Origin of the sequence: Capnocytophaga sp. oral taxon 864, assembly GCF_002998835.1 — a bacterium.
GTDB lineage: Bacteria > Bacteroidota > Bacteroidia > Flavobacteriales > Flavobacteriaceae > Capnocytophaga > Capnocytophaga ochracea.
Window position 1 is genome coordinate 523238 of record NZ_CP027232.1, and the last position, 21137, is coordinate 544374.

General features: G+C 38.0%; 22 protein-coding genes. 5 read left to right on the forward strand and 17 right to left on the reverse strand.

The genetic code is table 11. The features are described from left to right. Window positions 1-62: 62 nt before the first annotated feature. Window positions 63-1235 (reverse strand): alanine dehydrogenase, encoded by a 1173-nt coding sequence (locus C3V44_RS02450; protein WP_106095401.1) that lies wholly within the window; start codon window positions 1233-1235, stop codon window positions 63-65. After that, window positions 1235-2656: a chromosomal replication initiator protein DnaA gene (dnaA, locus tag C3V44_RS02455; protein WP_106095402.1), complete on the reverse strand. Its 1422-nt coding sequence runs from the start codon at window positions 2654-2656 to the stop codon at window positions 1235-1237. Before dnaA ends, C3V44_RS02450 begins: the two co-directional genes overlap by 1 nt. A 201-nt stretch (window positions 2657-2857) precedes the next feature. On the opposite strand from dnaA, the gene C3V44_RS02460 reads away from it, so the two are divergent. Further along, window positions 2858-3274, forward strand: coding sequence for a thioesterase family protein (locus C3V44_RS02460; protein ID WP_106095403.1), 417 nt, complete (start codon window positions 2858-2860; stop codon window positions 3272-3274). Between the two features lie 97 nt (window positions 3275-3371). On the opposite strand, the gene C3V44_RS02465 is transcribed toward C3V44_RS02460, so the two are convergent. Together C3V44_RS02465 and C3V44_RS02470 are read right to left on the reverse strand one after the other, a co-directional pair. Next, window positions 3372-4199, reverse strand: coding sequence for a purine-nucleoside phosphorylase (locus C3V44_RS02465; RefSeq protein ID WP_106095404.1), 828 nt, complete (start codon window positions 4197-4199; stop codon window positions 3372-3374). A 128-nt stretch (window positions 4200-4327) separates the two neighbouring features. After that, a complete protein-coding gene (locus tag C3V44_RS02470) occupies window positions 4328-5143 on the reverse strand; it encodes a M48 family metallopeptidase (RefSeq protein WP_015782949.1) in 816 nt (271 codons plus the stop codon). Window positions 5144-6080: 937 nt separating this feature from the next. Between C3V44_RS02470 and C3V44_RS02475 the strand changes: the two genes are divergently transcribed. From C3V44_RS02475 to C3V44_RS02485, 3 genes are read left to right on the forward strand one after another with little or no spacing between them, the layout of a single operon-like run. After that, window positions 6081-7340, forward strand: a complete 1260-nt coding sequence (locus C3V44_RS02475) for a tetratricopeptide repeat protein (RefSeq protein ID WP_106095405.1) — start codon at window positions 6081-6083, stop codon at window positions 7338-7340. A gap of 39 nt (window positions 7341-7379) precedes the next feature. Continuing rightward, window positions 7380-8168, forward strand: a complete 789-nt coding sequence (truA, locus tag C3V44_RS02480) for a tRNA pseudouridine(38-40) synthase TruA (protein ID WP_106095406.1) — start codon at window positions 7380-7382, stop codon at window positions 8166-8168. Between the two features lie 59 nt (window positions 8169-8227). Then, the gene (locus C3V44_RS02485; protein ID WP_009421613.1) at window positions 8228-8752 is read left to right on the forward strand and encodes a membrane protein; all 525 of its coding nucleotides are present in this window, start codon (window positions 8228-8230) and stop codon (window positions 8750-8752) included. Between the two features lie 56 nt (window positions 8753-8808). On the opposite strand, the gene rsmG is transcribed toward C3V44_RS02485, so the two are convergent. Next, window positions 8809-9426, reverse strand: a complete 618-nt coding sequence (gene rsmG, locus C3V44_RS02490; protein WP_009750501.1) for a 16S rRNA (guanine(527)-N(7))-methyltransferase RsmG — start codon at window positions 9424-9426, stop codon at window positions 8809-8811. A gap of 46 nt (window positions 9427-9472) precedes the next feature. On the opposite strand from rsmG, the gene C3V44_RS02495 reads away from it, so the two are divergent. After that, the gene (locus tag C3V44_RS02495; RefSeq protein WP_254425453.1) at window positions 9473-10438 is read left to right on the forward strand and encodes a DUF4421 family protein; all 966 of its coding nucleotides are present in this window, start codon (window positions 9473-9475) and stop codon (window positions 10436-10438) included. On the opposite strand, the gene C3V44_RS02500 is transcribed toward C3V44_RS02495, so the two are convergent. From C3V44_RS02500 to C3V44_RS02555, 12 genes are all read right to left on the reverse strand, one after another. Continuing rightward, on the reverse strand, window positions 10386-11537 hold the full coding sequence (locus C3V44_RS02500; protein WP_106095408.1) for a class I SAM-dependent methyltransferase: 1152 nt from the start codon (window positions 11535-11537) through the stop codon (window positions 10386-10388). The two genes, C3V44_RS02495 and C3V44_RS02500, sit on opposite strands and share 53 nt — an antisense overlap. Window positions 11538-11568: 31 nt before the next feature. Continuing rightward, window positions 11569-12657, reverse strand: coding sequence for a magnesium/cobalt transporter CorA (corA, locus tag C3V44_RS02505; protein ID WP_106095409.1), 1089 nt, complete (start codon window positions 12655-12657; stop codon window positions 11569-11571). A gap of 236 nt (window positions 12658-12893) precedes the next feature. Next, on the reverse strand, window positions 12894-13523 hold the full coding sequence (locus tag C3V44_RS02510; RefSeq protein ID WP_106095410.1) for a class I SAM-dependent methyltransferase: 630 nt from the start codon (window positions 13521-13523) through the stop codon (window positions 12894-12896). Between the two features lie 15 nt (window positions 13524-13538). Further along, window positions 13539-13826 carry a YciI family protein gene (locus C3V44_RS02515; protein ID WP_106095411.1) on the reverse strand — a complete coding sequence of 96 codons (288 nt, stop codon included), beginning with the start codon at window positions 13824-13826 and terminating at the stop codon, window positions 13539-13541. A 34-nt stretch (window positions 13827-13860) separates the two neighbouring features. After that, window positions 13861-14538, reverse strand: a complete 678-nt coding sequence (locus C3V44_RS02520; protein ID WP_106095412.1) for an SDR family oxidoreductase — start codon at window positions 14536-14538, stop codon at window positions 13861-13863. Between the two features lie 42 nt (window positions 14539-14580). Then, window positions 14581-14934, reverse strand: coding sequence for a VOC family protein (locus C3V44_RS02525; protein WP_106095413.1), 354 nt, complete (start codon window positions 14932-14934; stop codon window positions 14581-14583). A gap of 53 nt (window positions 14935-14987) precedes the next feature. Next, window positions 14988-16463 carry a DASS family sodium-coupled anion symporter gene (locus C3V44_RS02530; RefSeq protein ID WP_009419747.1) on the reverse strand — a complete coding sequence of 492 codons (1476 nt, stop codon included), beginning with the start codon at window positions 16461-16463 and terminating at the stop codon, window positions 14988-14990. Window positions 16464-16570: 107 nt separating this feature from the next. Next, entirely contained in the window at window positions 16571-17092 is a 522-nt protein-coding gene (locus C3V44_RS02535; RefSeq protein WP_106095414.1) for a hypothetical protein, read from the reverse strand. Further along, window positions 17089-17532: a hypothetical protein gene (locus tag C3V44_RS02540; RefSeq protein WP_106095415.1), complete on the reverse strand. Its 444-nt coding sequence runs from the start codon at window positions 17530-17532 to the stop codon at window positions 17089-17091. Before C3V44_RS02540 ends, C3V44_RS02535 begins: the two co-directional genes overlap by 4 nt. A gap of 260 nt (window positions 17533-17792) precedes the next feature. Continuing rightward, window positions 17793-19247 (reverse strand): lipopolysaccharide biosynthesis protein, encoded by a 1455-nt coding sequence (locus tag C3V44_RS02545; RefSeq protein ID WP_106095416.1) that lies wholly within the window; start codon window positions 19245-19247, stop codon window positions 17793-17795. A 3-nt stretch (window positions 19248-19250) separates the two neighbouring features. Continuing rightward, on the reverse strand, window positions 19251-20600 hold the full coding sequence (locus C3V44_RS02550) for a lipopolysaccharide assembly protein LapB (protein WP_106095417.1): 1350 nt from the start codon (window positions 20598-20600) through the stop codon (window positions 19251-19253). Between the two features lie 42 nt (window positions 20601-20642). Then, window positions 20643-21089 carry a GyrI-like domain-containing protein gene (locus C3V44_RS02555; RefSeq protein WP_106095418.1) on the reverse strand — a complete coding sequence of 149 codons (447 nt, stop codon included), beginning with the start codon at window positions 21087-21089 and terminating at the stop codon, window positions 20643-20645. Between the last annotated feature and the right edge of the window lie 48 nt (window positions 21090-21137).

Here is a 21137-nt window from a genome sequence, read left to right on the forward strand (position 1 = left end):
AGTTATAGAGGTAACTTCTCGGACATTTTATTATCAAAGTATTAAGAAAACTTATTCTGTGTCTATAAAAACAATAAATGTAAAGGTTTGTAAGGCAATCCGAACCACTCGGAGATGTTGTGATGAGTAAGGATTCCGTGATAAGAATAGAGTCCATTTCTAAAACCTTTGTCTATTTGTAATAGGTTTTCTACACCTCCCTCCTCTCCTATTTTTAGTAAGTAAGGTAATAGGGTATTGCTGAGCAAAGTTGAAGCTGTATGAGCATAACGGGAAGGTAAATTAGGCACTCCACAATGTACTACTTCGTATTTTGTAAAGGTAAGTTGTTCTAAAGTGGTAAGCTTACTGGTTTCTATACAGCCCCCTATGCCAATACTAGCATCTACTATCACAGCACCACGCTTCATTTGTTGTACCATCTCTTCGGTTACTACTATGGGCGAGCGACATTCTCCACTCATAGCCCCTATAAGCACGTGGCAATGTGTTAAGGCTTCTCGGAGCAACTGAGGTTGCAAAGTAGCGGTATATACTGAGGAGGGCAAATGTGTGCGCAGTTTTCTCAAATCGTTGAGAGAAGAAGCAAATATCTTTACATTGGCACCCAATCCTAAGACAGTTTTGGCAGCGGCTTTGGTCAGTTCATTTGCTCCCAAAAGTACTACCTCAGTAGGCGGTATTCCGGTGATATTGCCGAGTAAGAGTTGGTTTTCTTTTGCAAGTAGTTCAGAGGCGGTGAGCACAGCTGCGATACCTGTGAGCTCATCAACCGACTGCTGTATAGGGTGATTTTCTGCTTCGTCCTTTATATATTCAAAAGCTAAGGCAGTGATTTGCTTTTGTGCAAGCGTCTCGAAGTAAGCTTTATCTTGCGTGTTAAGTTGTAAAGCCGACAACAATACGGATTGGGCATTAAAGTAAGCGAGTTCATCAGTAGTGGGCGGTTGAACTTTTAGCACAATAGGGCACGCGAATACTTCTTGGGTATCGTATACGAGTTCGGCACCTGCCTCACTATAGTCGGTATCGGAAAAATGAGCCTCCTCCCCTGCCCCTGCCTCTATTAGTATTTGATGTCCGTTAGCTACTAATACCGCTACTTCATCAGGAGTTAAGCAAATGCGATACTCTTGAAAGGAGTGCTCTTTTGGAAGCCCTATTTTCAAAGATTTTTGCTCATTGCTTACCGCTAATCGTTCTTCTTGTGGTAATAGTTGAGATAAGGATTGCATCAGTCAGAGAATTTAGTTTCCAAATCACTTACATATTTCTTGAATGCACGGTCGGTTTCTATTAGGTTTTCCACCGTTTTACAAGCGTGTAACACCGTAGCGTGGTCGCGTTGTCCTATCTGGCTTCCAATAGTAGAAAGTGAATTTTTGGTGTATTTCTTCGAGAAAAACATCGCCAACTGTCGCGCTTGTACCACATTGCGCTTTCTGGTTTTGGAATGCAAAGATTCTATATCTAAACTAAAGTAATCGGCAATGATTTGCTGAATATGGTCAATCGTCAAATCGTTTCGGTTATTCTTTACCGATTTATCAATAATGCTTTGTGCGAGTTCTATAGAGTACTCTTTGCGGTTGAAAGCTGCTTGTGCAATCAGTGAATTACTCACCCCTTCGAGTTCGCGCACATTGGTACGAATATTTTCAGCTAAATAAGCGATGATATCGTCACCTATTTCAGCACCATCATTATAGAATTTATTTTCTAATATCTTATAGCGCGTTTCATAGTCGGGCGTTTGCAGTTCGGCTGAAAGTCCCCATTTAAAACGAGAGAGCAAGCGCTGTTCGATATCGAATAAATCAACTGGTGCTTTATCGGAAGTGAGGATTACCTGTTTGCCATTTTGGTGCAGGTGATTGAAGATGTGAAAGAAAGCATCTTGGGTTTTTACCTTCCCCGATAGGAACTGAATATCATCAACTATCAGCACATCGATGAGCTGATAGAAGTGAATAAAGTCGTTAAGTGTATTCTTATCTTTGTCTTTGGCTGTGGAAGCACTGATAAACTGTTGGGTGAACTTTTCGGCAGAAACGTATAGCACCTTCTTTTTAGGGTATTTTTCTTTGATATCTACCCCTATTGCGTGTGCCAAGTGGGTTTTACCTAAACCTACTCCTCCGAAGATAAACAGCGGATTGAAAGCCGTGCCCCCAGGTTTGTTGGCAACTGCCATACCTGCAGAGCGGGCTAAACGATTGGAAGCCCCCTCCACAAAGTTGTCGAAGTTCTGATGTAAGTTCAGCTGAGGATCAACAGTTATTTCGCGAATACCAGGTATTACGAAAGGATTTTTAAGTCCAGGGTCTTTGGTTTCAGTAGCTAAAGTCAAAGTCTGTTTTGCTAATTCTGGCCGATTAGTACTAGGAAGTTGTTCTTTAGTAAGAGGAGTATCGACAATATATACGAGGCGAGAGTTTACACCTAAGGTAAAAGTCATAGCTGATTTGAGAAGAGAAATATAATTTTCTTCTAACCACTCGCAAAAGAATTTACTGGGCACTTTGATTTTTAGGGTATTGCCCTCTAATTCCACAGGTACGATAGGAGCGAACCAAGTGTTAAATGGTTGTTCAGTGATATTGTCTTTTATGAATTCAAGACACCTACTCCAGACTTTTTCAGCTGCTTCTTTCATCTTTTTTAGTGCTACTTTTTAGCTAAAAATTTGATTATTAGATTTTTTTACTAATTTTGCCGGTGATAAAACTGTTGTTTTTTCAGTGAGCAAAGTTGTGAATAATTTTTGAATAAAAAAAATATTTAACATTTGTTTTTGTACTTTTATTTTATATGGGAGCACTGTTAATGTTTTGTTAATATTTATATCTATCTAAATATGAAAGAATTATATTTTGATTATGTATTGCGTACACGCTATGCAGAAACTGACCAAATGGGGGTAGTGTACTATGGGAATTATCCTCAGTATCTTGAATTGGGAAGAGTGGAGTGGCTAAGGTCTATTGGCTTTACCTATAAGGCGATGGAAGAAGAAGGAATAATGATGCCTGTGGTATCCCTGCAAATTCAGTATAAAAAGCCTGCTTTGTATGACGAGCTCATTACTATTCGTACCAAATTAAAAGAATTACCCTCTACAAAAATAGAGTTTAACTATGAAATTCTCAATGAAAAAGGAGAATTACTCTCTACGGCTAATACTGTATTGGTGTTTGTAGATGCGAAGACTTTCAGACCGGTGCGTTGCCCTGAGAAGGTGCTAAAGCTTATAAAAGTAAAAAGTGAAGAGTAAGGAGTGAAAAGTGAATAATTTGGTAATTTAACTTTGCCAAAGGTTGTAGCACAACAAGCTATTGAAACTTTGGCAAAGTTTATACCACAACTAAAAACTATTGATAGCTTTTAATCAAATTCTTCACCAATAATATCACGTTTGGCATTGCGATATTAGCGGCGTTGAGTACTTCTTCGTGTGATACATCGGGGGAGATGTCGGGACCACCTAAGTCGGTGATGACTGAAAGAGCACACACTTCCATATTCTGATGACGTGCTACAATTACTTCGGGTACGGTGCTCATACCTACGGCATCACCTCCTAAAATGCGCACCATACCATATTCGGCTGGAGTTTCAAAAGAAGGACCTTGCAAACCTACATACACTCCTTTTTGGAGCTTGATTTTATGTTTCTTAGCTATCTTTTCGAGCTCGGTTATCATAGCTTGGTTATAAGGCTTGCTCATATCGGGGAAGCGTGCACCAAATAGGTCTAAGTTCTTACCGCGTAAAGGGTGCTCAGGAAATAAATTGATATGATCGCGAATAACCATTACATCACCTATTGAGAAGTTAGGGTTTACCCCTCCTGAAGCGTTAGAAACAATCAGACGTTTAATACCTAATTGTGCAAAAACGCGTATTGGGAAGGTTACTTCTTGCATTGTATATCCTTCGTAATAATGCACACGCCCTGCCATCATTAGCACATAGCGGTTTTCTATTTTGCCGTAAATCAGTTTACCTTTGTGTCCTTCTACAGTAGATTTAGGGAAGTTAGGGATATTGTTGTATTTAATCTCAGAAATTACTTCTACTTCATCTTCTAACTTATTCAGTCCAGAACCTAAAATAATAGCAAATTCAGGAGTGTGCTCTGTGATGTACGACTGTATGATGCGAGCCGTTTCATTAATTTTATCGTAAACTTGTTGCATATCTTTATAATGTTTTATTTGTTACCTATATTGGTGTGAATAATACTAAAATGTTGACAACCTCCCCCTATACTCCCCCTATACTCTTTCAAAAGAGGAATTGTAGCGATGCTTATCATATCTTTTAACTATTGAAAATGGGTGACTCCAAACTTAGCAGCTTCAGCACGTGCTTTGGGTACTAAGGCAGTGAGGTTTTTGATACGAGAGGCATCAGAAGGGTGGGTGCTTAAAATAGTAGGTGTAGATTTACCATTATTCTTGGCACTCATACGTTTCCATAGCTCAGGAGCCTCAGCTGGGTCATAACCAGCAATTGCCATAATCTGGATACCTATGGCATCGGCTTCTGTTTCGTTGGAACGACTAAAGGGCAACATTACCCCTAAGTTAGACCCTAAGCCGTAAGCGAGCATAAACTGGTCGGTATAAGCAGCGTATTTGCTAGTTTGCAAGGCTACTGAACCTGCAATAGCACCTATTTGTTGTAAGGTGGCAGCACTCATACGTTGTGCCCCGTGGTCGGCTAAAGCGTGAGCCACCTCGTGCCCCATTACTACTGCCAAACCTGTTTCGGATTGTGTAATAGGTAAGATTCCCGTATAAACCACAATCTTCCCCCCTGGCATACACCAAGCATTTACCTCGGGACTATCTACCAAGTTATATTCCCAACGATAATCATCTAAATAGCCTTTATAACCATTGGTATCGAGCCATAGTTTGGCAGCTTTGGCTATGCGTTCGCCTACGCGTTTCACCATAGCGGCATCGTTTGTATTTTTCACTACCTTATTAGATTTTAAAAAGGTGGAATACTCACTAAAAGCCATCGGGAATACCTGACTATTAGGCATAAAGTTAAGGGTACTCTTTCCTGTAAAAGGGTTTGTCTTACAAGAAAAGACAATTAAAAGGAATGCGATTAAAGTTAATTTCTTCATAAGATTTTATTTGAGGGCAAAGATACAAATAATAATTGGAAATACAATAGTAATACTTTATAAATTTTATTGTTAATAAAAAACAATAATATAATAGGTGAAAAGTATTCTTTTTACAGTGAGACTACGTGCCAGAAATTAAACAAATTCGTTTTAAAATTAAAAGAGAATTAAGAATATGCCTTGTGAAATGATTATTTTAAGACTTCAACTTTGCCAAAGTTTAAACTTTGGCAAAGTGTATACCGCAAAGGAGACTAATAATCAGTATTGTAAATATATAGGACTCACATTAATATCAATAGGTGAAAAGTATTCTTTTTACAGTGAGACTACGTGCTAGAAATTAAATAAATTCGTTTTAAAATTAAAAGAGAATGAAGGTTGATTAATGCAAGCACTATATGACTTTGGAGAAGCTGAGAAAAAAATGCTAAAATTTCTAAAATAGAGCATATTTTTTTAAAATAAGACAATAAAATTCTTTTTCATCTTTTAGTGAATCAAAAATAATAATTGTTTATATATCAGTTAGATATAAAATATACCTATCTTACCTTTTAGATGTATCTTAACCGAAGGAAGAGCGAAGGTAAGACGAACCTAAGACGAAGGAAGGAGGTTACTAAGTTGAATCTCAATTAGTAGAAAGAGGTATTTACGTTATTGAGAAAAAAATCATAAAAACGTGATTTTGGCGAAAAAAATGCAATTTTTAGTGTGAGTAACTTTTGAGGAACGTTTATGAGAATTGAAAATAGAGAGATATAACTTTCGAGGAACTTCAACGGACTAATTGTCAGAAGTATGCGGTTGGCACAAGTTTTGTTGCTAAATAAAAAGTTGATAATATTTGGTGCTTTAAAAATAAAGTGCTACATTTGCGACTTCAAATTAGTATATAAAACAAAAAACTGCGTTAAAATTGCAAAACAATATGAGAAAACCATTATTAATGGCTGCTGCCTTACTGATTTCGGCAGTGGCATTCGGACAAAAAAAAGAACTCAAAGAGATTGAAAAACAAATCCGTAAAGGAGATTTAGCAACTGCCAAAAGCGGATTAAGCTCCATTAAAGGTTCTATTGAGGGTACTGAATTTGCACCTCAGTTCTATTTCTTGGAAGCACAAGTGAATGTGGAGGCTGCCAAGAAAAATGAAAATGTATTGCCTTCGTTGCAAGCGGCTTCTTCAGCTTTTGCCAAAGTAAGACAATTAGAAGGAGGTAAAGGCAAATACACAAACCAGTTGCAAACTTTGGCTGATGAGGCTATTAATATTGCAGCTAAGCAAGCACAAGACAATTACGAGCGTAAAAACTACAAGAATGCTTCGGTTGCTTTTGAACAAGTATACCGCCTCAGTCCGCGTGATACTGTATTTTTGTACAATGCGGCAGTAGTATCGGTTGAAAATAAAGATTATGACAACGCTGTGAAACTTTATAAAGAGTTGAAAGACTTAGGTTATGACGGTGCTGAAACACTTTATTTGGCTACTAATAAGCAAACTAAAAAAGAGGAAACTTTCCCTGATAAAAACCAGCGTGATTTGATGGTAAAAGCAGGTACTCACGAAAAAGCTAGAAATGAAAAAACGCCTTCAAAACGTGCTGATATCGTGAAAAATATTGCCTTTATTTACGTAGAGCAAAACAAGACTGATGAGGCGCTAAAAGCTTTTGCTGAAGCAAGAAAAGCTTATCCTAAAGATGCTAACATCATTCTTGCTGAAGCGAATGTTTACTTGCAATTAGACAATAAAGAAAAATTTAAACAACTAATGCAAGAAGCTGCACAGCTTGACCCTAATAATGCTGACCTTCACTACAATATTGGGGTTATCAATATGCAACAAGGTAACAATATAGAGGCTCGTAAAGCTTTTGAACAAGCCCTTAAAATTAAGCCTAAATATGCTGATGCTACTTTGAACCTTTCGACTACTTACATTAATGAAGGTAATGCTTTGGTTGAGCAAATGAATTCATTAGGCAATTCGGCTGCTGATACTAAGAAATTCAATGAACTTAGAGACCAAAAAGAAGCTTTGTTTAAAAAAGCTGCTGAAGTATTAGAAAGCTACGTGAAAGCTAATGGCAACGATAAAAATATCTTGGAACAACTAAAGAGCATTTATGGAGCTTTGAGCGACAGTGCTAACTTCCAACGTGTTAAAAAACTATTGGGTGAATAATAATTTAGTATAAGATGTTCGTTAAAAGGTAACAGAGTTATGCTCTGTTACCTTTTACTTTTTATAAAGATAAAAATGCGTTATTTTATAGAACTTTCTTTCTTTGGTAAAAACTATTACGGTTGGCAATCCCAGCCCAAAGCTATTTCAGTGCAAGAAGTTTTACAGAAGGCTCTTTCTACTCTTTTGCGAACGCCTATAGAAGTTGTGGGAGCAGGTCGCACTGATAGTGGTGTGCACGCTTCGCAGATGTATGCTCACTTTGATGTGACAGAAGCGTTGCCCGCTACTCTGGTTCACAAGTTAAATGCTTTTCTTCCAAAAGATATAGCTGTTCATCATATATATGAAGTACAGCCTAATGCCCACGCCCGTTTTGACGCTTTGAAACGCACTTATCAGTACCATATTAGCACTCAAAAAGATGCTTTTGCTTACGATTATGCGATGGCATTTACTCTTCCGTTAAATGTAGCGCTTATGAATGAAGCGGCTCAAATACTTTTTGATTATACTGATTTTCAGTGCTTCTCTAAAACACATACCGATGTAAAGACATATAATTGCAAAATATACGAAGCGCATTGGGATAAGGTGGAGAACCAACTTATTTTTACTATTACTGCCGACCGTTTCTTGCGCAATATGGTACGAGCGATTGTAGGAACACTTATAGATGTAGGCTTACAGAAACTTTCGCTTACAGATTTTGAAGATATTATCATCAGTAAGAAACGCAGTAAAGCAGGAGCATCGGTTCCCGCTTGTGGGTTATATCTCACTCATATAGAATACCCCGAAAGTCTCTTTGTTGAAAAAAAGGATTAAATATTAGCATTATTCAAGAAGAATTACTACCTTTGCAAACTTTTAAAACAAAAACAGAAATGAAATATTTACAGAACAAATATTTAAAGATAGTTATAGCCGTGCTTATCATAGCGTGGGCGGTATATCAGTTCACACAGGGGAATATAGGAAATGGTATAGCGCTTATTTTGCTTTCTCTTATTCCTATTTTACTCTATTTTCGCAACGAATTTATACTTCTCACATTCTTACGTTTGCGCAAGCAAGACTTTGCAGGAATGGAAAAATGGCTCGGTAAAATAGCAGACCCTCAGACAGCTTTACTCCGCAAACAACAAGGCTATTACAACTATATGTACGGTATTATTTACTCGCAAAAGAACCTTACTCAAGCAGAAAAATACTTTCGTAAAGCTCTACAATTGGGACTTACGATGAGTTATGACGTAGCGATGGCAAAATTGAGTTTGGCAGGTATTATGATGCAAAAGCGGAAAAAACGCGAAGCACAGGAGCTCCTCACTGAGGCTAAAAAGCTAGATAAGCAAAACTTGATGAGCGACCAAATAAAGATGATGCAACAACAACTCAAGAAAATTTAAAGCATAAAAAAGGCTGTCGTTTTAGACAGCCTTTTTTATGCTTTGTGTCTAATATTTTACCCCTTTAAATACACTATTTTCTTAGTCTCGAAGAAAGGTTCATCGTAATAACTACTGATATCAGTCAGTTCTGCCTTAGGGAAAGGTGCTAACTCCTCAGTAAGGTCACCGCCTTTTAAGTAAAGAATACCATTAGGGAGGTCGTTTTTAGAAGTCTTCTTGAACTTTCCTTTTACCCAAGGCACAAAGTCCTTCATTTGAGTAACGGCACGACTTACTACAAAGTCGTAAGTATCTTTTAGTTCTTCGGCTCTTATCTGCATAGCCGTTACATTGGTGAGCCTTAAAGCTTTTACTACTTCTTGTACTACTTTTATTTTCTTTCCGATAGAATCGACCAATGTAAACTGACAGTTAGGAAACATTATAGCCAAAGGTATGCCAGGAAAGCCTCCACCAGTACCGACATCTAATAGTACCGTGCCATCAACGAACTGAATGCGCTTAGCTATTGCCAAGCTATGCAACACGTGTCGCTCGTAGAAATCGTCTATATCTTTGCGCGAGATGACGTTTATTTGAGCATTCCACTTTTCGTACAGCGGTTTGAGCTCTGCAAATTGTTGTTGTTGCAACTCACTAAGTGAGGAAAAGTATTTGAGTATGATTTTCATAGTTGCTAAAAATGTATTACTTTTGCACCCGTTTTTATATATTATAATGAATTTACGAGCCTTATTATTGATTTTTTTGTGGGGAGGTTGCCTTTCGTTCTTTGCACAAGAGCGGGATACTACCTACATTCAACCTTATCCGCAAGAAATATGGCTCAGAGCATATACTCCTACCAAAATGCTCATACTTACGCAAGGGAAAGAGGCTTATTCACCCAACTACCCATTTAGTTTAGGAGTTGGAATAGGTTTGCGCAAGATATTAGGGCTTAACGTACTTTATGCACAGAACTTATTCCGACTAAAAAATGAAACAAATCTAAAAACTCGCAGTATTGATATACAAGCACATAAATACGGTAAACGCATACTTATAGATGCTTATTATCAAGACTATACAGGATTTTATATCGATAGAGGTAAAGGGAATTATACCCTCTTCCCTACCCTTTCTACCCAGCAAATAGGTGTAGAAAGCACTTACGTATGGCGTGCAGACAAGTTCTCGGCGCGAGCAGCCTTTGAGCAAAGCGAACTCCAAGTGAAATCAGCAGGAAGTTTGCTTTTTGGCAGTGGTTTCTATTGGCATCGCATAGAGCCTGATGCTAAAACAGAGAATGTGAGTAGCGAGGCTTTTGAGAATTTCCAAATAGGTTTTCACGTGGGCTATGGCTATTCCTGGGTAGCTGGCAAACACTGGTTACTTACAGGGGCGTTTATTGGTGGATTGAATTTTGGTAACCAAATGGACATACTGCAACAGCTGAATATTAAGGTTTATCCTACTTCTGTGACGCGCTTTTCGTTTGTATATCTGAAAGATGATTGGACTGTAGCCTTATCGGGAATTTTTAATAACAAGTCAGTTTATCCTACGGATAGCAAACCTATTCGCTTGATTACTCCCAGTGTACAACTATCGTTTACTAAGCATTTTTACCTCAAAAGAAAAAACTTTCTCACTCGATTACCTTCCCTAAAAGTACGACCAACCCCTCAACGGAACGGGTAAAGATAAGATATTCATTACCACCTTCCACGATACGGTATTTCTTTTTAATTTCTGCTACCGATAACGGATAGTTTTTAGAGAGAATACAATATTTACTACCTTTTTTTAACTCTTTAAGATTGATAGGAGTTACCTGCAAAACACGTCCGGCAAAGGGCTTTTTTAGCTGCTCGGAAGTGTATAGATGAGTATTTACGTCCAACTTCTCTACCTCAAAACGTTGCGTTATATAATTAAAAGCTCCTGATTTCAACAAAGCACTATTAGGAATATACAAGTACTTTTTAGGCGCACTATACACCACTTGACAACTATGCAACACTTCTTCTGCAAATTGCAAAATAGGCTCTTCAGTCTCCAAATTCACACAATGTATTTGTACTTGCGTTTCTTTTTTAGGTTCTTGTACTACCAATACCTCCTTTACTTCATTGCGTAAGGCTACCAAATGAATATGTGTTATCTTGGGTAGCGTATGCAACAGATAACTAATATCTATCATAGGTGATAGTTTGGTAAACACTTTATCTGCTTTTTGCAATAGTACAGACTGTAACTCTAAGATATTAGGTGAGAGGTCTTCTAAGAGAAACTTCTTTTGTTTGAGAGCGTCTCTACGAGCAGGATCGAGAAAAATAAGGTTGTAATGTGCTGTTGTAGCTTTCAAAAAAGCTTCTGTGCTTCCATTTATAAATGTGGCCTTGCGTCCTAGAACCTGCCAATTATGTTCTACTTTGCTGAGAAGTTCCTTATTTTGTTCTACCAACGTAACTTCTTTAAACTTCTCTGAAAGAAAAAATGCATCAATACCAAACCCACAAGTAAGATCTAAAAAACGTTCTCCGTGCAAGCCTTGAGCCTTGTATTGAGCGGTTGCCTCGGAGGAGGTTTGCTCTAAATTAAGTGTTGGAGGGAACAATATACTTTCCGTAGTAAGCAAAAAAGGAAGTTTTTTAGCTGCTGTGCGCCTACCTTCAATCTGTTGTGCTAACTCTTTGTTAGAAATACCATTGAACACAGGTTTCTTGAGGAGCAATGTTGTAGTTGTCCCCTCGTATTCCCTGATAAAGCGTTGTACATTCTCGTCTAACAAATTCATAGTGCGCAAAGATAGTGCATTTTTATGAAAGTCAAAGCCATTTTTTGCGTTTGAAGTAGAAAATCATTGTTACTGAAATACCTATCATCACCAACCATACTAACGGATATGCCCACCATACTTCTAATTCAGGCATATACTTGAAATTCATACCGTATACCCCCACAATAAAAGTGAGCGGAATAAAGATAGTAGAAATAAGGGTGAGCAAGCGCATAATGTTGTTCATCTTGTTACTCATTGCCCCCATATAAGTATCTGTAAGTCCCCAAAGGATATCGCGGTAAGTGCTGAGTGTTTCGACAATTTGCACCGTGTGGTCGTGGAGGTCACGGAAATAATGCTTAGTATCGGTGTCGATAAGATGATGAGGGGTTTTCTCTATCTTGTTTACTACCTCACGCGAGGGCGTAATTGATTTCTGTAAAAAGATAGCACTCTTTCTCAGCAACTGGATTTCGGAAATCATATCTTCACGAGGGTGAATAATAATATCATCTTCAATGGTCTCAATCTTATCGCTTACTTTATCCAAAATCACAAAATAGTTGTCTACAATAGCATCTAAGAGTCCGAATAGCAAATAGTCAGCGGGGCGTTTGCGCAGACTGCTATCGGCGTTTTGTAAACGCTTGCGCACAGGGGCAAACACGTCTTCGTCTTCACTTTCTTGAAAAGTGATGAGGTAGTTTTTACCCAATAATAATGCTAAGTGCTCTGAAATGAGTTGCTTATCTTTGCCGTAGTACAGCATTTTAATGATCACAAGAATATGTTCATCGAGGATTTCTACTTTCGGACGGTGTTCGGTATCGAGTACGTCTTCCAAAAATAGGTTATCTAAATGAGTATAAGCACCTAACTTTTTTACTTCCTCAATATTGTTTAAGCCGTTTACATTCACCCACGTGATATGGCTATCGATTATAAATTTAAGGGCTTCCTCAGCCGAAGAGACTTTCTTTACCTCACAAGAATGCTCGTTATAGGCAAAGACTTCTATATTGAGAGGCTTCTCTTTATTACCGAAATACACCAGACTACCGGCAGGCAAACCTACCTTTTTGGAGCGATTTGTCTTGCGTTTCCTTCTGGTAGTAGAGACTATATTTTTACTCATATATAATTATTATATTAAAATATTGGTTATTAATATTTTATTAAAACATTTTAAAGCTAAAGTATAAGTATCATAACAAAAACGAAAGCGTTAGTAAGCGTAATAAATACTTGTTGCTTTTGTTTAAATTAGTGGTTAATATACTGATTATTAGATTATTTTCACATTTATATACATAGTAAGTAGATACTTTATAAAATACATATTAAATAAAAAGTTTATATTTTTATTATAAGTTACTTATATTCAGTAGCTATTAATTCATAAAGCACCCAACCTTGCATTCTTTCTTCTTGTATTAAGGATAGTCCTACTGAGTTTAAAAATTGACTAAAATCTTCTGTCCTTTTTAGCTTAGGAAGGTAATAACTAATCTTTGCATATTCACAAGCAATGAGAAAAATACCTTTGTCTGAGAGTATGCGTTTGACTTCCAAAAAAGCCTCTTTGAGTTCTTGCCAATGGAAGTGTGTTTGAAAAGCAGTTATCAAATCAAAAGTTTTATCGCCAAATGAGCTATGCTGAATGTCCTCTAACTGAAAGATAGCCCTTGTATGAAGCTTCTTTGCTTCCTTAATAGCGATTTCGGATATTTCAATTCCCCAAACTTCACTATGAGGGAAATATTCAGTGAGCAGGACAGTTGATTTGCCATTTCCTACTCCTATATCTAATATTTTTCGTGGAGCTTCTGACGGTTTATAAAATCCTAATGCCCATTGTACCATTGGTATATAAACACGATTAAAAAGTTTCATCATTATTACACCTACAAAACCCGAAGGCTTTTTAGACTGCTGAATTAGGTAATAAAGCAGGAGTATTAAGATTGAGAAAGTAAGGGCTGTTAGAAAAATAATTTTCACTTGTTAATTGTGGTTTTAAGAGAGTACCTTACTGAACTCCTCAGAGAATTTGGTAGGAGTAAACTCAATGACCTGGTAGGTTGCTATTTGGTGCTGATAAAAAGGGTCTTGGGCAATAACAGCTTCTACCTCTCCCCTACTACCTGCCTTGCACAAAATTATACCACCTATGCGAGGTACTTGTGCTCCTGAAGCGATAAAATGTCTTGAAGCATAATGCTTATCTAAATAAGCGCGATGTGCTTCTAAATGTTTTTCAACCTCTGAAAGGTCTTTTTGATACGTTAAAATAATGATGTACATATTTTAGTTTATTAGTCGTTAGTTTTTAATTGTTTTATGGAGTTGTATTGGCTACTTGTACTACTTTTCCATTGAATACCTTACTACCATTAACGGCAAAATCGGCAATGTAGCGTGCCATTTGCTTTGGGGTGATATTAGCTTTATAATCAGGGAAGGCTTCAGTGAGCATTTCGGTCTGTACCGCACCTAAAGCTAAAGTGTTGAAGATGATACCGCGCTCTTTGTATTCTTCGGCTAAGAGCTCCGATAGGGTAATAAGAGCACCTTTAGAGGAACTATACGCTGCCAAACCGCTAAACTTCAAACTTCCTTGTATGCCTCCCATACTGCTGATACTTACCACGTGCGAGCCATTCCTCATAAAAGGCAATACTTTCTGAGTGAGTTGTGCCACTCCGAATACATTTACCTTGTACACTTCTAAAAAGTCAGTTTCAGTAAGTTGTTCAAAGGGTTTATTGATGAGTTTTCCTGCGTTGTGAATGAGTATATCCACGCGCTGCCATTGTTGCAAATAAGTGACTACCGTTTGTAGGCTTTCTGTTTTTGTAATATCAAAAGAGAAACAATGTACATTAGGCAAATTGAGTGCCTCTATAGTAGCAGTATGCCGCGAAAGGGCTAAAATGTTATGCCCTTCCGCAGCCAACTGTTGTACTAGCGCAAAGCCTATACCTCTGCTGGTTCCTGTTATGATGATGTTCTTCATATTTTCTACTTTTGCGAACTAGAAAAATACTTGAATGAGGTTTTATTTTTCTGTTTTGTAATCCGTAAAACCTAATACATTTCCCGATGGATCTAAAAACTCAATCGCCCAACCCGTTCTGATAGGAAACGGCGGACTTAAAAATGATATACCCTTTCCTTGCAACTCATCATATATTTGCTTTACGTCGCTCACTTCCAGCCAAATTGTTGGTTTGGTATTGGGAAATTTCGTCTTATCTTTCAAAATAATGGCAGGTTCTTCATCTCCCACATTGAAAGCTATCATTCCTATCTCTGAAAAATCAAACTTGATTTTCAGATTTAAAACTTCTGCAAAAAATTGTTTACTTTCTTCAAAATTTTCCGCAGGAAGAAAAAAATTGTCGTAATTCATAATTCATTTTTTTATCTAACATATATACAAGTAAGATAATGATGTTTTTCATATTATCCTAAGAGATGTGTCTCTCCTACAACATACAAAACAAGGTATCCTATCACCATACTGATAAGCCCTACGATAAGCCCCATTTTTAGCATATCGTTTTGTTTTACTAAGCCTGTAGAGTACGCAATGGCATTCGGAGGCGTAGAAATAGGTAAGCACATCGCTGATGATGCTGCTAGAGCTATCCCAATAAGCACTGTAGAGGTACCACCTATCGCACTTAGGTTTTCTCCCATTCCTTGACAAATAGTTACCAAAATAGGAATTAACAAGGCTGCCGCAGCAGTATTGGAAATAAAGTTGCTGAGAAGATAACAAATAAGTCCCGATGCAATCAATACTATTATAGGCGACCACGACCCAAATGGAATGGTATCAATAGCAAGTTTGGCTAAGCCCGATTCATTGATACCTAAACCTAAAGCGAATCCTCCCGCTACCATCCAAATAACGCTCCAATTGATGGACTGTAGGTCTTTGGCAGTAATCACACCTGTTGCTGCAAAAATACCCATAGGCACTAAGGCAACGGTATTGGCATCAATACCAGTTAGTTCACTGGGGAGTAGCCATAAAAGAATAGTAATGATAAAAGTGCCACTAACTACCCACATACGCCAACCTTGGTGTACTTTTCCTAGAATATGTAAGTTAATTGTTTTTTGAGTAAAAGGGAAGAATTTCAGTATGAGTCGCCACGAGATGAATAGCAACAAAAGTACCAATGGGAACATAAACGACATCCATTCACCGAAATCAACGCCCATATTCAGTCCTTTAGGGTCGTTAAGAGCTTGCAGAGCAATAGCGTTAGGAGGTGTGCCGATAGGGGTAGCCATACCGCCTAAGTTAGCGGCAATCGGGATACTCATTGTGAGCGCGGTACGTCCTTTACCACTTGCAGGCAATGCTGCAAAAACAGGAGTAAGGAAAGTGAGCATCATAGCTGCCGTAGCGGTATTACTTACAAACATTGAGAAAATACCCGTAATGAGCAAGAAACCCAATAGCACATTCTCGCTTTTATTTCCGAACGGACGTATCAAATTTTTGGCAAGCAAGACGTCTAACCCCGATTTGGTAGCGGCAATAGCCAAGAAAAAACCACCTAAAAAGAGTATAATCACAGGGTTGGCAAAGGTAGCCATAATCTCTTTACTGCTGAGTAGTTTTCCGAAAATCTCATTCTCTTCTCCTTTAAAGAAAAACAGACTGTGGTTAGAAACCGTTAAACACATTAGGGTGATGATACCCAGCGAAGTAGCCCACGAAGGGATAGCCTCACTAATCCACATAAGAGTGGCAAATACAAAAATAGCGATAATTCGCTGATGTACCACCGTTAGTCCGCTAATATGAAACACCTCAGTAGGCAAATTCCACACTACAGCGGTTACAATCACTATACATATCAAAGCGATAAGGTGTTTTTTTTCAAAGTGATTGGTCATTACATTTTCTAATTCTTTAGACATAATATTTTGGTAAGTTTAAAAAGTTATTTGCTATTTAACAAACGAATGACAAAGGTACAAAAAAAGAATAATCCACCAAAGAAAAACGATAGTTTTTTATTGATGGATTATATTCCCCATAAAGCTTGTTGTAATCGCTGAATTTGAGTATCTTCTATGTTATCCAAAATAGCTAAAGTATCTCTTGGAATAAAAATACATTTTTCCAAAAGGCTTTTCAGTAAGTTTTCCAATGCCAAAGTATATTCTTGATAAGTAATAAGCTCTTTTGTCTGTTCAATAAATGATAAAACTAGTGAATCGGTTGAGAAATCGTTGGTAAGTTGCTTTATAAACAAGTTAGTTGTGTAAGAAAGTATACTGATAGGTTCGCAAATACTAATTCCTAATTTCTCTTGAATGAGAGCTTCTACTTCTTCTTTAGTTTTTTCCCATTCTTCTCCTTCTCCCATAAGCCGTAACTCATTGATAACCTCCCACAGCTCATTTGTGGTATTATAGTCTCTGAAGTCTTTGCATATAAAATTGGAAGTATAATCCCCTACTTTTTTAGCATTATAGCCTTCTTTCCAAAGGGCTTGTAAGCCTTGAATGTAATAGACAATTGCTTTTATCTCTTCTAAAGTCATTTTATTACACTTAGTTTTTCAGGTTCATTAATAGGAATTCTTAGTCGTAAGCCAAGTTCAGAACGAGCGATTATATGGTTTGTATCCTCAAAATAGGCTTCCTTAAAATACTCGCTATTATCCAAAAACAAAAACCATAAAAGTTCCCCATTTTCTTTATTGATAATGTAAATAAAACCATCTCCTTCCCAACTACATTCACCTCCATACACTTTATATTGAGCATTTTCTGCTACCATTTGCGGATAGAGATCAGAAACATAATCAGCTTCATTATACCTAAAATAACTATCTAAGGACGATTTACACAAAATTCTTAGGTGATACTTCTCTTTAATCCATTGTCCCTCCAAAACAAGCATATCACCATTAGGGTAAGTAATAGATTTGATAATAGGATAAGTGTAATTTTCAAGAATGTTTTTGATACGTGGATGCATATTACATTTATTTTTTTAGTACATTTTATGGTTACTAAAATCCAACGACAAAGATACAGAAAAAAGTATCATATACAAAGATATTTTGGGCTATCTTTTATGATGAACAAATTCATAACAATTATACAAACATACTTAGCATAGAGTTTCACCGAATAATAAATGAAAGAAGAACGAACCTACAGTGGGTCTACAGTGGGTCTACAGTAGCTCTACAGTGGCTCTACTCTATACGAAAAGCAAATACAAGGACTAATTTACTAATTACTAAATCGGCGAATAAGCCTTATTAACTCCTCCGAAATTCCCAATTTAAGAAGAAAAAATACACTGACTCCCCATACGAGTAATGATTTTAAGCTGATATTTACAAGAGGGTGAAACGGAAAGTCCCAAAAGAAGAAACCTCCTATGGCTACGATACCAAAGAGGGTGGTCTGTAACGTTTCTTTATAAAAAGGCTGCAAGTTGTATTTGCGATACACAAAAACTGACTTGAGTAGGTTATATGAACTAAAAGCGATTAGGGTTGCTAATCCCGCCCCATTGATGCCGTAAAGCGGTATGAGCCACATATTCATTAAAACAGTGCCTATGACCAAAAAAACACCCAAAAACAGTACAGTACGATAGTAAGGTGAATTGAGCAATACCGCATTGTTGAAGCCCACTAAGGCGTCCGATAGCTTTACTACTGATATTATGACAAGCACCGTGAGTCCTGTGCTGTAATCCTTATCGGGCAAGAGGGCATAACACTGCTGGGCGTTGACGATGATAAGCACACAAATCACCATACTCACAAAGTAAGTATTCACGGTACTGCGCTTATACAGGTCGGATAGCTCTTTTGGCTTGCTTTGATTCATAAATTGTGCCGTCAGCGGACTCACAATCTGGTACATACTCCTATACGGAATGGCAATCACCGTAGCTGTAAAAATGGCTACATTGTAAACCGCTATTTCGCCAATGGGTAGGTATTGATTTAGCATAAACTTATCAATATCCATCAATACGGAAGCTACTGACCCCGATAAAATCACAAAAAGACTATATAAAAAAACTTCTTTCTTGTTCTTAGGCAACCCCCAAGCAAATTGCGGTCGGCGTACATAGAAAGCGAAAATAAACATTAGGAGCATTCGTAAAGCATACACCCAAAATACACCCCACATTAGTTGGCGAAAGTCGATGAGCTGCAAATAAATGGCTAATAGCAGGAGCATCACCCCTACCCTATGGAATACCTCTTTTAGGAAATTGCCAAAAACGGTTTTTAGCTGTACACGCGTCCACGCATAAGCAATTTCAAAGTAAGCCATCGCTACGGAAGTGAGGAAGATGAGGAAAACGTAATCGCGTACTTCTTCGTTTTTAGTCGAAAGCCATTGCACAATCTGTTCGTACCCAATTACCCCGACAAAGGTGGCAGGCACAATGATGAGCAAAGGCAAAAAGCAAAGCATTAGGTTGAATTGCGCTTGCTCTTTTTTATCTCGATAAGCGGTATAATAACGCACCAAGGTATTGTTCACCCCGAAGGCGATAAGAGGGGACAGAATGGTGGCAGTGGAAGTAACATAACTCACTAATCCGTACTGAGCTTTGGAGAGGAAGTAAGTAAACAAGAAAAGGGTGTTCTGTGCCCCTATGGCAAACCCTAAATAGGTAGCCAACACATTCTTAAACGATTGACGGAGCACTATCCCCATAAACTATTGTATTTTAAAGTTGAATTTGTGTTCAAAAAACGACTGCCACTCGGGTGCGTGTTGTAAGCCTAAGTGGTAATAATGAGTAGCCTCCTCTAAATCGTCTAATCCGTAATAAGCCAAAGCAATACGATAGTAATTCTCTAGCTCGTGCGGGTAGATTTGCACTATATCGGCAATGATAGATAAGGCTTCTCGGTATTTTTGAGAGAGCAACAGTAGGTCAATCCATTCGATGAGGGTAGTATAGGAATAATCGCCGTTTTGTACCGCTTTCCGATAGCCGTATTCTGCTTCTTTTAGGTTCTGAAAGTGATAATAATTCAGCTCGGCATAACGGCGCCAATAATAAGGCTCATTAGATTCAAAAGTAAGTACCTTTTTAATATATTTTAGAGCCTTAGCGTGATTATGACGCAAGTAATGGAAGTCGGCTAAGGTAATCCAAGCCTTATCGAGCTGAGGGTCTTCGTGTGTAGCCCTGAAATAATACTCTTCTGCCTTGGCATCGTTACGCATTTTCTCATAACAACGCCCAATGTGCAGATAAGCTAAAGCGGAAGGGTCGTCTAAGGTAAGAGTAATCTTATAGTTTTCGATAGCTTTTTCGTAATCTTCCATCATTTCGAGCACACGAGCTTTCTCGAAATAAGCCCCCGTGAAAGTATCGTCGCTGATGATAGCAAAATCAAAACAACGCAGGGCATTTTTATGGTCGGTAATGGATAGATAGAGCTTACCGAGGTAATACCAAGCAACTTCACAATAAGGATTTTGGTCTAAGTAAGTGTTTAGAAAGTCGGTTGCCTCTTGCACTTCTCCCAACACCTCATAGCAGAACACCAATTGTTGGAACGCGGTATAATCCTGAGGGTCTTCTTTCAAACATTTGGTAAAATACTTTTTGGCATTGGTATAATCCTCCGTATAGAGGTATTCCATTGCCATTAGGGCATAGATATTCGAAACGTCATCGGTAAGTGTGATGGCGTATTGTAGCAATTCAATAGCGCGATGATGTTTGTTCATTTTAGAGTACAGATTAGCCTGTTGCACGTGCACTTCAGCATTCATAGGTTCTATGAGCAACAGTTCATTGAGGAGTTCCGAAGCCTCCTCTAAGCGGTCTTCAAACACCAATTGTTCTGCATTTAGCAATTTAAGTGATGAAGCATCGGGGTGTTGTGACAAACCGATTTCCAAGGCACGTTTCGCTTTGCTAATGCGTCCGTATTCTAAGTAATATTCTACGATTTCTTCAAATTCATCAACGTCGAAAAAGAGAATGTTATTCTCTTTGAGCATCAATTCGAATTTGGTAACCGCGTAGTTTTCTTCTTCTGGTAACATCATTTTAGTTAAGAGGTTTTTTGGCAATCCTCTATTTTAAGTTCGCTATTTGTTCTCTTTTACGCCTATAAAAATATCTACTTCGGAGGCATCTCCTTGCTGAGACTTCTCGGAGTAGCGCTCATAGTCATATACATAAGTGCGATTGAGTGTGGTGTCGTTGTCCCAGATATGTTGCCACATCGCCCCTACTGCTTGAGGCATGGCACCTTTGGCTACAAACTTTTGAAAGGTTTGCTCAGGAAATTCCCTACCTTCTAAACCGTCGGGAATCGTGCTGAGTGTGGTAACTTCTACTCCTATTATACAAGTGTAAGGCTCGGTATAGTCCTTTTGGTAATCGGTGTAGATGCTGTAAATGGCATCGCTTACCTTATTGGGTATTTTTGCCAAAAGTCGCTCGCTAAAAAAGCGTTGCCAAAGGTTTCCGATGTCCTGGATCGCCTGTCCGTTCTGATTGGTAGTGCGCACGCTGATTCCTATGATTTTCATTTTCTTATATGATTAATTGTTATATAGAACATCATTTTTGGAAATATC

Coding starts and splice junctions, on each gene's coding strand:
- C3V44_RS02450 (WP_106095401.1), bottom strand. CDS start 1,235: ATGCAATCCTTATCTCAACTATTACCACAAGAAGAACGATTAGCGGTA.
- dnaA (WP_106095402.1), bottom strand. CDS start 2,656: ATGAAAGAAGCAGCTGAAAAAGTCTGGAGTAGGTGTCTTGAATTCATA.
- C3V44_RS02460 (WP_106095403.1), top strand. CDS start 2,858: ATGAAAGAATTATATTTTGATTATGTATTGCGTACACGCTATGCAGAA.
- C3V44_RS02465 (WP_106095404.1), bottom strand. CDS start 4,199: ATGCAACAAGTTTACGATAAAATTAATGAAACGGCTCGCATCATACAG.
- C3V44_RS02470 (WP_015782949.1), bottom strand. CDS start 5,143: ATGAAGAAATTAACTTTAATCGCATTCCTTTTAATTGTCTTTTCTTGT.
- C3V44_RS02475 (WP_106095405.1), top strand. CDS start 6,081: ATGAGAAAACCATTATTAATGGCTGCTGCCTTACTGATTTCGGCAGTG.
- truA (WP_106095406.1), top strand. CDS start 7,380: ATGCTCTGTTACCTTTTACTTTTTATAAAGATAAAAATGCGTTATTTT.
- C3V44_RS02485 (WP_009421613.1), top strand. CDS start 8,228: ATGAAATATTTACAGAACAAATATTTAAAGATAGTTATAGCCGTGCTT.
- rsmG (WP_009750501.1), bottom strand. CDS start 9,426: ATGAAAATCATACTCAAATACTTTTCCTCACTTAGTGAGTTGCAACAA.
- C3V44_RS02495 (WP_254425453.1), top strand. CDS start 9,473: ATGAATTTACGAGCCTTATTATTGATTTTTTTGTGGGGAGGTTGCCTT.
- C3V44_RS02500 (WP_106095408.1), bottom strand. CDS start 11,537: ATGAATTTGTTAGACGAGAATGTACAACGCTTTATCAGGGAATACGAG.
- corA (WP_106095409.1), bottom strand. CDS start 12,657: ATGAGTAAAAATATAGTCTCTACTACCAGAAGGAAACGCAAGACAAAT.
- C3V44_RS02515 (WP_106095411.1), bottom strand. CDS start 13,826: ATGTACATCATTATTTTAACGTATCAAAAAGACCTTTCAGAGGTTGAA.
- C3V44_RS02520 (WP_106095412.1), bottom strand. CDS start 14,538: ATGAAGAACATCATCATAACAGGAACCAGCAGAGGTATAGGCTTTGCG.
- C3V44_RS02525 (WP_106095413.1), bottom strand. CDS start 14,934: ATGAATTACGACAATTTTTTTCTTCCTGCGGAAAATTTTGAAGAAAGT.
- C3V44_RS02530 (WP_009419747.1), bottom strand. CDS start 16,463: ATGTCTAAAGAATTAGAAAATGTAATGACCAATCACTTTGAAAAAAAA.
- C3V44_RS02535 (WP_106095414.1), bottom strand. CDS start 17,092: ATGACTTTAGAAGAGATAAAAGCAATTGTCTATTACATTCAAGGCTTA.
- C3V44_RS02540 (WP_106095415.1), bottom strand. CDS start 17,532: ATGCATCCACGTATCAAAAACATTCTTGAAAATTACACTTATCCTATT.
- C3V44_RS02545 (WP_106095416.1), bottom strand. CDS start 19,247: ATGGGGATAGTGCTCCGTCAATCGTTTAAGAATGTGTTGGCTACCTAT.
- C3V44_RS02550 (WP_106095417.1), bottom strand. CDS start 20,600: ATGATGTTACCAGAAGAAGAAAACTACGCGGTTACCAAATTCGAATTG.
- C3V44_RS02555 (WP_106095418.1), bottom strand. CDS start 21,089: ATGAAAATCATAGGAATCAGCGTGCGCACTACCAATCAGAACGGACAG.